10 protein-coding genes are annotated in these 8,819 nt (G+C 64.8%); 3 read left to right on the top strand and 7 right to left on the bottom strand.

Annotated elements, in window-relative coordinates:
• Positions 1-719 (top strand): heparinase II/III family protein (locus tag RJQ10_RS14930; RefSeq protein ID WP_350148002.1); only part of this gene is annotated, 719 nt, incomplete at its 5' end.
• Here RJQ10_RS14930 and RJQ10_RS14925 read toward each other — a convergent pair.
• The 7 genes from RJQ10_RS14925 to yhbY form a co-directional block, all read right to left on the bottom strand.
• Positions 663-2,210 (bottom strand): alkaline phosphatase family protein, encoded by a 1,548-nt coding sequence (locus tag RJQ10_RS14925; RefSeq protein ID WP_350148000.1) that lies wholly within the window; start codon positions 2,208-2,210, stop codon positions 663-665. The two genes, RJQ10_RS14930 and RJQ10_RS14925, sit on opposite strands and share 57 nt — an antisense overlap.
• Entirely contained in the window at positions 2,207-3,355 is a 1,149-nt protein-coding gene (locus RJQ10_RS14920) for a glycosyltransferase (protein WP_350147998.1), read from the bottom strand. The genes RJQ10_RS14925 and RJQ10_RS14920 overlap by 4 nt, the downstream gene beginning before the upstream one ends.
• Positions 3,342-4,316: a glycosyltransferase family 2 protein gene (locus RJQ10_RS14915; protein ID WP_350147996.1), complete on the bottom strand. Its 975-nt coding sequence runs from the start codon at positions 4,314-4,316 to the stop codon at positions 3,342-3,344. Before RJQ10_RS14915 ends, RJQ10_RS14920 begins: the two co-directional genes overlap by 14 nt.
• A gap of 47 nt (positions 4,317-4,363) precedes the next feature.
• Positions 4,364-5,800 carry an oligosaccharide flippase family protein gene (locus tag RJQ10_RS14910; RefSeq protein ID WP_350147994.1) on the bottom strand — a complete coding sequence of 479 codons (1,437 nt, stop codon included), beginning with the start codon at positions 5,798-5,800 and terminating at the stop codon, positions 4,364-4,366.
• The gene (locus RJQ10_RS14905; RefSeq protein WP_350147992.1) at positions 5,800-6,141 is read right to left on the bottom strand and encodes a hypothetical protein; all 342 of its coding nucleotides are present in this window, start codon (positions 6,139-6,141) and stop codon (positions 5,800-5,802) included. Before RJQ10_RS14905 ends, RJQ10_RS14910 begins: the two co-directional genes overlap by 1 nt.
• Before the next feature lie 131 nt (positions 6,142-6,272).
• A complete protein-coding gene (locus tag RJQ10_RS14900) occupies positions 6,273-7,112 on the bottom strand; it encodes a Coq4 family protein (protein WP_350147990.1) in 840 nt (279 codons plus the stop codon).
• Positions 7,113-7,302: 190 nt separating this feature from the next.
• Positions 7,303-7,617, bottom strand: coding sequence for a ribosome assembly RNA-binding protein YhbY (gene yhbY, locus RJQ10_RS14895; RefSeq protein ID WP_350147988.1), 315 nt, complete (start codon positions 7,615-7,617; stop codon positions 7,303-7,305).
• 121 nt (positions 7,618-7,738) lie between these two features.
• On the opposite strand from yhbY, the gene rlmE reads away from it, so the two are divergent.
• Positions 7,739-8,377, top strand: a complete 639-nt coding sequence (rlmE, locus tag RJQ10_RS14890; protein ID WP_350147986.1) for a 23S rRNA (uridine(2552)-2'-O)-methyltransferase RlmE — start codon at positions 7,739-7,741, stop codon at positions 8,375-8,377.
• A 168-nt stretch (positions 8,378-8,545) separates the two neighbouring features.
• Positions 8,546-8,819: ATP-dependent metallopeptidase FtsH/Yme1/Tma family protein (locus RJQ10_RS14885; protein ID WP_350147984.1), on the top strand; the 274-nt coding region annotated here is incomplete at its 3' end.

Here is an 8,819-nt window from a genome sequence, read left to right as displayed (position 1 = left end):
GCTGGTTGCCCGCCTCAGGTGTCGGCCGCCTGCGTGCCGGGCCGGCCCTGCTGCTTGCCGATGTCGGTCCTCCCGGGCCGGACCATGCGGCCAGTCACGGGCACGCGGGCACTTTGGGATTCGAGTTTTCTGTGGCCAGCCAGCGGGTACTTGTGGACACCGGTCTCTCTACCTATGAGGAGCCGGGCCCCCGCCTGTATGAGCGCAGCACTGCGGCGCACAACACCGTGGTAGTGGACGACGGGAATTCCTCCGATGTCTGGGGCCTGTTCAAGCTGGGACGGCGAGCGCGCATTGTGGACAGTGGCTATTCGCAGCAGCTCGACAGTGTGACGCTGTACGCCGCGCACGACGGTTACAGCCGTCCCGGGGCGCCCCTGGTCCACCGGCGGGAATGGCATCTGGACGCGGAATGCCTGGCGCTGCAGGACCAGCTCGAGGGTGCCGGGGCGCATGCCGTAGCCCTGTATTTCCACTGGCATCCGGCCCTTGCGGTTGAGGTGACCAGTCCCCGGCGGGCGCGCATCAGCCTGCCGGATGGCCAGGACCTTGAGCTGGCGGTGGATCCGCGGCTGTCACTGACGCTGGCGGATGGCTATCGTGCGACCCGGTTTGGCGAGCGACGGGCCAACCGGGTGCTGTGCGCGGAGGCCCGGCTGACGCTACCCGTCAGCCTGCAGTGCGAGCTCAGGGGATGGTTCGGCGACCGGCCAGGGTAGCAGGGAGCGGCCCTCGCCGACGCGGCGCTCTCCCCCGCAGGCCTCGCTGATAGTCGCCGCAATATCGAGAACGCCGCTGTCCGCTGGCAGCGTGCCGCCCGGTGTGGTCCGGCCGGACAGGGTTTCCCGCAGGATCAGCATTGCGTGCTGGTTGTGCGCGCCGCTCCACTTGGGCGGGTAGGTGACCTCAAGCCCCGGTAATCCGGGCCCGGTGACCGCGCGCACGGGTGCACCTTCGTTCCACTCGACCAGCAGGTCCGGCATCGCCCCCAACTCGCCGCCCGGGTAGAGCTCCCGGGTTTTCACCAGGCAGGTGACCAGCGGTTCTCCGGTTTCGGCGTTGTGGAGACCGGCGATCTGGCTTGCCAGCTGATCCAGATAGGCGGAGTAGTCTTCCGGGGCAATCTGGCCGTGCTCTTCCCGGCCCTTGAGGTTGATGCGAATCCCGCCCACGTTGTCATTGGTCAGAACCGGAAAACAGGGCCTGTGCCTGAAGTCGGCGCGCTGCAGTCCCTGGTCGGCCCAATGTCCGGCCCGCACAAGGCGCCGCCGCCAGCCAGCGGGGAGCTGTCGCCACAGTTGCGTCAGGTGCTGGCGCAGCTTGCCGGGTCCCCGGGATGTCGCCGGATCCAGCGCGTCCAGCAACTGTCCCATCAACGCCGGATGCACATGGCCGGGTCCCATCCCGGGCCCGACGAAAACCAGCAGTGTGGTATCTGCCGGGAGGTTGGCGATGATGTCCCCCGCCGCACTGTCAAGCGCCTGATAGACTGCGCCCAGCAGATCTCCTTCAGCCGCAGAGATGTGCCCGGGGTACTCCGGGTCATGGCAATGCCAGAGCTGGTGCCCCGCGCAATGTCCCGCACCCAGTCCCGCCACGAACAAGTCCCAGTCATGGTGGCGGATTCGGTTCAGGATCAGGTCGCGACTGCCCGCGATCATTTCCTCCAGTCTTTTGCTCAGCTTGCGGGCATCGTAGCCGGTACTGCTGGTGAAACGCTGTGCCAGGCAGGGGCACTGGTCCGATTGCAGACCGGCTTCTGTCAGTTCGCCAGACAGCCCTGCGGGGTGGACTGCCAGTTCGCCCCGGTAGCTGAAGTGGCTGCGCCAGTTGGAGATATGGCACAGCTCCGGGCCCTGGGCCGGCGGCGCCTTTGGCGGGTCGACAATAACCACCTTGCGCCCCTGTGCAGCCAGCGCGGCCCAGAAAGGGGGCGTCAGACTGGCAGTCTGGTGGGTCTCACGGGCGCTGTAGCCGCCGTCCTCCAGCTGCTGGTGGTAGAAGCGGCCATGGTGTTGCGGCGGCAGTCCGGTGTAGAGCGATGGCCACAGGGCGTTGGCGCCAATGCCGGGAAGCAGGTTGATGTCGCCTTGCCAGCCGCTGGCGCACAGGCTTGCCAGGTTGGGCAGCTCGCCCTTCGCGATGCCGGCTCTCAGCAGCTCCGGTTCCACTGCCTCCAGAATCAGCAGGCAGGTTTTGGCAGGGCTCATGTCGCGCTCCGTGAATCGTCCAGAATGGTCCTTGCCAGCCTGTGCCAGTCATCGGACCGGGCACTTCTGCGTGCCGCCTGCTCCATGGCCAGGCGGGGGGTGCCGTCGAAAAACCCCCGGATGGCCTGTGCCAGGGCCGCGGGATCTTCCGCAGGCACCACATATCCGGTTATCCCTTCTTCGACCGCATCCGGCAGTGCGCCGGTGCGCGTCACCAGCGCGGGCCGCCCATGGCTGTGGGCGAGCCGGGCTACGCCGGAACCGGTGGCGGACCGGTAGGGCAGCACCACCAGGTCGGCGGCAGCAAAGTACATGGCGACCGCATCCTCCGCAATGTAGTGGTTCTCGAATCGAACCCGGGAGGAGATGCCCAGTTGCTCTGCCATTTCGTCCCAGGCGGCGGCATTCCCCCAGATCTCACCGGCTACCACCAGCTGGCAGCGGGGCGAGTCCCCCAGCAGCGCCAGTGCCTGCAGCAACGTGTCCAAGCCTTTGTAGGGGCGCACATAGCCGAAGAACAGCAGGGTCGGGGCGTCCGCCAGGGACAGTCGCGCCCTGGCGCTGGTGCGGTCGGGCAGCGCCTCATCGGCAACCGGATAGGCGGGATGTGGCTGGTAGTGCACAGGCACATCGCCCAGCATTGCGCGCAGCTTTTCCGCTTCACTCCTGGCGTGCACGATCCAGGCATCGCCGCGGCGCAGTACCCGGCGCGCCAGGTGCCAGGCGATCCTGTTCTCCTCGTGCCCGACCGCGTTGTGCACCAGGAATATGATGCGGGCATTCGGGCATAGCCAGCGCAGCAGGAGCAGCAGAGCGCAGGTCATGGGGGTCCAGAACACATGCCACCACGGAATCACGATGTGCCCCGGTTGGGCCCTGGCAATGGCGCGGGCACCGCGCCACCAGGCCAGCGGCGAAAGCGGGGTCAGCAGGCGCTGGGCATCGGGCTCAAACAGGGTCAGGTCCGCGGCAGCGCGGTCGCTGTCCCCCGGGTAGAGCCAGCGCGGATACTGGCGACGAAGGCTGACAAACAGCGCGGGCCCGAGGTCGCGCAGGGCACGGTACAGGTAGGTGGTATGACTGGCGATGCCCCCCTTGAATGGCCAGCCCGGACCAATCAGGACTACGGGTTCAGTGCCGGTCATGGGCGCTGTGCGGTTGCCGGTTGCCCAGCTCCAGGCGGCGCACTTTTTCCAGGGTAAGCTCCTGGATCTGCCGGTTCTGCGAGATCAGGTCGGACAGCACGCCGGCGACGAACAGGACAAAGCCCATGGTCAACAGGACGCCACCCAGCAGCAGCGACTGGACGTGGCCGGAGCCGTCACCGGTGAAATACTGCAGCAGGAAGCGCAGCACCGGTACCAGACCGAACAAAGAGAGCAGGATGCCCGCAGTGAAAAACAGCCGCATGGGACGATACATCGCATACATTCGCAGCATGGTGATCAGCTGCCGGCTCACAAAATGCGGCAGATTGCGAAACAGGCGGGAGGGGCGCCGGGCCGGGTTGGTGGAGACAGGTACACTGACGACCCGCATTTGTTTGTGTGCCGCCTGGATGATCATTTCCACCGTATAGCTGAACTTGGAGAGAATATTCATGCGCAGCGCGGCATCCCGCGACAGGGCGCGAAATCCGGACACTGCATCCGGCGTCTCGATACCGGACAGGGTCACCACCGCGCGGCTGCCCAGCCATTGCAGGACGCGCTTCAGGTGGCTGAATTCAGGGTTGCGGCTCGGCTGCCGATCGCCGATGACGATGTCCGCGCTGCCAGACTGGAGCGGGGCGATCAGGCGGGCGATATCCCTGCCACAGTACTGGCCGTCGGCGTCGAGGTTGACGATGATGTCCGCACCCAGCTGCAGGGCGTGATCCATTCCGGTGCGAAAAGCCCTGCCAAGGCCCTGGTTGTGCGTGTGGCGGACGACATGTTGTACGCCCTGCTCGCGCGCGATAGCAGACGTGTTATCGGTGCTGCCGTCGTCGATGACCAGGACTTCGATCGAGGTTACGCCGTCGATACCTGGAGGCAGGTCCGCCAGGGTTTCCGGTAGCGTGAGCGCCTCGTTGAAGCAGGGAATCTGGATTACTAGCCTGGTCATGCTTTTACTCCGTTGCGCGGGTATTCGTCGCTGTGCACTGTAACCTGTTATCCCGCACCGCGAGACGATTCCTGCCACCAGTGGTGCAGTGCTGCCAGCGCCAGCAGGCTGATCCCGAGCAGGGCCGCGCTGGCAGCGGAGACTGTCGGCTGGGCGATGTGACTCAGGGCAACCGCCGCAGCCAGGACCAGGGGGCCGCGGATGATTGTTGCCGCCGACAGCGCGATGCCGGCGGTCGCCAGTTGCCTGAGCATGACCACGACGCTCGCCGCGTAGGCCAGTCCGAGGCCAGTGAACAGGCTCGGCAGGGACAGTGCTTCCCGGCCCACAAGCACCGCCACTGCCAGCCCCAGGACGGCACCGCCAAGCACCAGGGCGAGAAGAAACTGCCGGTACAGGCCGCGACCAATCAGCAACAGGCGCAGGGTCTGCACCAGTCCCAGCGGAATCAGTATCCAGCTGAACTGCGCCAGCAAAATGCCGGCCTGCTGGAATGATTCACCGAGCAGGCGAATTGTCAGGGAGGGCAGAACCTGGACGCCAAGCAGGTAACCCGCGCCTCCCAGGTAGAGGGCCACGTGCCAGGTCTGGCTGGCGAAACCGCGCTGGCGCAGGGTCAAATCCTCACCGGGCCTGGTCAGGAAGGGCAGTGTAGCATTGGTCACCATGCGCAAGGCCTGGCCGAGCATCAGCAATACCTGGATGACCAGGGCCGCCTCGCCGAGCGTGGGCCCATCATCCATGTAGTGCCGCACGGCGACCAGCAGCCCCGGCCCCATCCAGGCGAGCAATGCCGAGGCCAGCGCCAGCAGCGCTCCCCCGGCGAGGAACTCCCGGGCGAAGGCGGGCTGCCAGCTCAGGCGCAGGGAGCCCAGGTGTTGGCGATAGGCCCACCAGGTCGCCGCCAGGCCCAGCCACCAGCACAGCGTTTGCGCCAGGGCAATGACCAGCAGGCTGTAGCCGGCCCAGGCCAGGCCCAGCGCCAGCACCACCTCCAGCAGCGATACTGGCATGCTGGTATACAGGATGAGTTCACTGCGCTCACGACTGGTAAACAGGGCGTGGAGCCACGCGGTAAGACCGCGCAGTACCACGCCCTGGGCGTAGATCATGATCAGCCAGCGCAGTGCCGGGTCGGATTCCAGGATTACCGCACAGCACAGCACCAGCAGCGTGCCTCCGGTGCCAAGCAGGACCCGCAGGGCCAGGCCAGTGTCCGCAAGGGCCTGGCGCTGCTCCTTGTCGACGGCCTGCCAGCGGGTCAGCAGCCACTCGTGCATGCCCCAGCCGGTCACGGAGAGCGCGATCAGGTACCAGATCTGCGCATAGTTGTACTGGCCGTAAGCTTCCAGGCCAACCAGTCGCGCGAAAAAGATGACGTAGATGGCCCGCAGCAGCAGGTACCAGATTTGGGTCAGGCCCTGGAAGGACGTGTTGTGGAGGGCTCGCCGGGCGTGGTGGGACAGGGGACGGATACTGGGCACTAGTCCCGCTCGTGCTGGAACAGCTTCAGCTCCGTCAGTATCAGGCGCGCCATCAGGCGTACCAGCAGGGAGTGGTTCTCCCGGCGCATACTGGACAGGCCGTCGTTGATCGCATGGTAGAGTTGCTCGCGCTCTGCATCACCCAGGCCAGGAGGCAGGCTGATGGCAATGTTCTGCTGCTCGGAGTCGCTCAGTTCGGAATAAATGGCCGTGAGCTGGGTGGCGGCGAAATCGATCAGCTCCTGGTCTGCGCCGCGTGCGGCCAGCAATTTGCGCAGTTCACGGTCCAGCCACGCGATGCCCTGCGCTCGCTGGGAGGGGAAATTGAGTACGTCTCCCATGGGTAAAACGTGTCCGCTGTTAGTCAGCGGCCAATCCTAGCGGCCGTGTCCGCGTATGGGAAGTCCCGGACGGTAAGTCCCGGACCGGAGCGGCGGCCGCCGCGATTGGGGTCTGGTGGCCAGCGACGGTTTCAGGCCGCGTCGAAGTATTCCCCCAGCGACCACATGGTGTCCTCAAAGTCAGGGCCGTGCACCACGCCCAGGTGCTCGCGCACCTCCGCTATGGTCCACTCGAACATGTCCTCGTAGCGGGGCATGAACAGCGGTATTTTCAGGCTGCTGCCAATGCGCTGTCCCTCTCCCAGGGCCTTGTACAGCGGCGGCAGCAAGTGCGGGTAGTGGCAGCCGAAACGGGCTATTCCGCTGCCCAGCAGCAGGTTGGATACCACCGATACGTGCTCGGCGAGCTCCTGTCCCAACACATTCAGCATGTTGGTCGCGCGGGCGGCTATGAGGGCGAATTCACCGAGGGGGTCGTAGCGATAGCCGATGACCAGGTGTTCGATGTCGTGGGTCTGGCTGTGGCGGCGGTGAAAGTAGTCGTAGTCGGTGGCCGTGCTGGCGAAGGGCAGGAAATCCGCTTGCAGGCCCTGTTCTGCGAGCATTTTCTGGTATTCACGGCCCAGCGTGCCGTCCGGCAGTCTGGCCAGGGCCTCGAGATCGTGTGGCACCAGGAAGCGTGCCTCGAACCACTCATCCAGCGCCGGGTCCCGCTCGCGTGCTGCGGCGAACAGGCGGTTGATTTCGTCGATGTCGTCCAGCTCGCGGAAAATATCAATGATTTCCAGCGGGCCGCCGTAGTGGTCCATGTCGGGACCATTGCGGCGCAGGCTCTCGACCGCCATCCAGTGGCGCAGCCGCGGGTGGTTGAGGTATTTCGAGCTGCTGCTTAGCATGGTGGTGGTGCCCAGCCTGCGGGGATCGAGGAGGCGCTGGTTGGCGGTATAACCGGGTACGTTTGTCTCGGACATCAGAAGACCTTCGCTGCAGAAAGTGTGGGTCCAATTAGAGGCCAGCGCCGGCGGCGAGGGAATAGTGGATTGGCAGAATGGTTTGCATGGGCCGCTGCCGCGGTCGATTAAGCGGTGGCGGTATACATGGTTTTACCGTTGGGTGGCTGCCGGCAGGGTCGCGCCGGGGGTGAGCAGGCTGACCTCCAGCTCAGCTCAGGGCGCGCATCAGGTTGGACAGCCGCGGGTCCGGCTGTTTGGCCCGCTTCAGCAGGAGCACGATATTGCCGATGCTCTGCACCAGAGTGGCGCCGGTCTCGGCGCACAGGGCTTCGGTAACGCTGGCGCGGGTGTCACGGTCGCCGACCGCGATCTTTACCTTGATCAGTTCGTGGTCTCCCAGGGCGCGGCGAACTTCCTGCAGTACATTGTCGCTGAGGCCGTTGCCCGCCACCGTGACCACAGGCTTCAGCTTGTGGCCGATGGCGCGCAGTTGCCTGTGGTCCAGACTGGCTTTCTTGCTCATGGGGTTTCCGCGTTACAATGGCGAGTTTCGGGGGCGCTCAGTCTACACAAGCCGTGGCCTGACGCCTAGTTCTGGCATCCACCACCATCGCCGGCAAGTAGCCGGTGCAGCAAGGGCATTCATGGCCAGGAAGACATCCTCCAGCAAGGCGTGGCTCAGGGAGCACCGCAACGACCCCTACGTGCAGCGCGCGCAGCGCGAGGGTTACCGTTCCCGAGCCTGCTACAAGTTGTTGGAAATACAGGAAAAAGACCGTTTGCTGAAGCCGGGCATGACGGTGCTTGACCTGGGCAGCGCCCCCGGCGGCTGGTCCCAGGTGGCGGTGCACCTGGTTGGCCACCACGGCCGCGTGGTGGCCTCGGACATCCTGCCCATGGACAGTATCGCGGGGGTGGAATTTGTCCTCGGTGACTTTACCGAGGACGCGGTGTTCGAGCAGGTTCTCGAGGCCCTGGGCGGCACTCCGGTGGATGTGGTGATTTCCGACATGGCGCCCAACATGAGTGGAGTGAACGCCGTCGACCAGCCGCGGTCTATGTACCTGGTGGAGCTTGCTCTGGATATGGCGCGCCAGGTGCTCGCTCCGGGCGGGTCATTCGTGGCCAAGGTGTTCCACGGCGAAGGGTTCGACGAGATATTTCGCGACTCCCGGGAGCTGTTCGGCAAGGTGCTGACCCGCAAACCCAAGGCATCGAGGCCACGCTCTCGCGAAGTCTACCTTGTGGCACGGGATTTCCGTGCCAGTGCCGGCGAGGGTTGAAACGTGGAGCGAAGGGCCCATGTAGTGTACATTGGGAGTCTTTGTCTGCCGCTGCAGTGAGCCTCTTTCCGGGGCCATCCGTATAACCGGCTATAATCTGGGAGAAACAGGCTGTCACGTCCACCCTCGGGAGGGTGGTTCATTGGTGAGGAAACAGCGTTGAATGATATGGCGAAAAATTTACTGTTATGGCTGGTGATTGCGGCGGTTCTGCTGTCGGTATTCAACAACTTCAACATGCAGAGCCCGACCGAACAGGTCGGGTACTCCGAATTCATCCAGGAGATCCAGCGCGAGCAAATCAAGAAGGTCGTGGTGGATGGTCTGACGATCAATGGTGAGCGTTTCGATGGCAGTCGCTTCGAGACCATTCGCCCGATGGTCGAGGATCCCAAGCTGATCGACGATCTCCTGCAGCACCATGGCGAGGTCATCGGCCGCA

It is taken from the genome of Haliea sp. (assembly GCF_040222615.1).
GTDB lineage: Bacteria > Pseudomonadota > Gammaproteobacteria > Pseudomonadales > Halieaceae > Haliea.
This window is presented reverse-complemented; position numbering and strand designations above follow the sequence as displayed.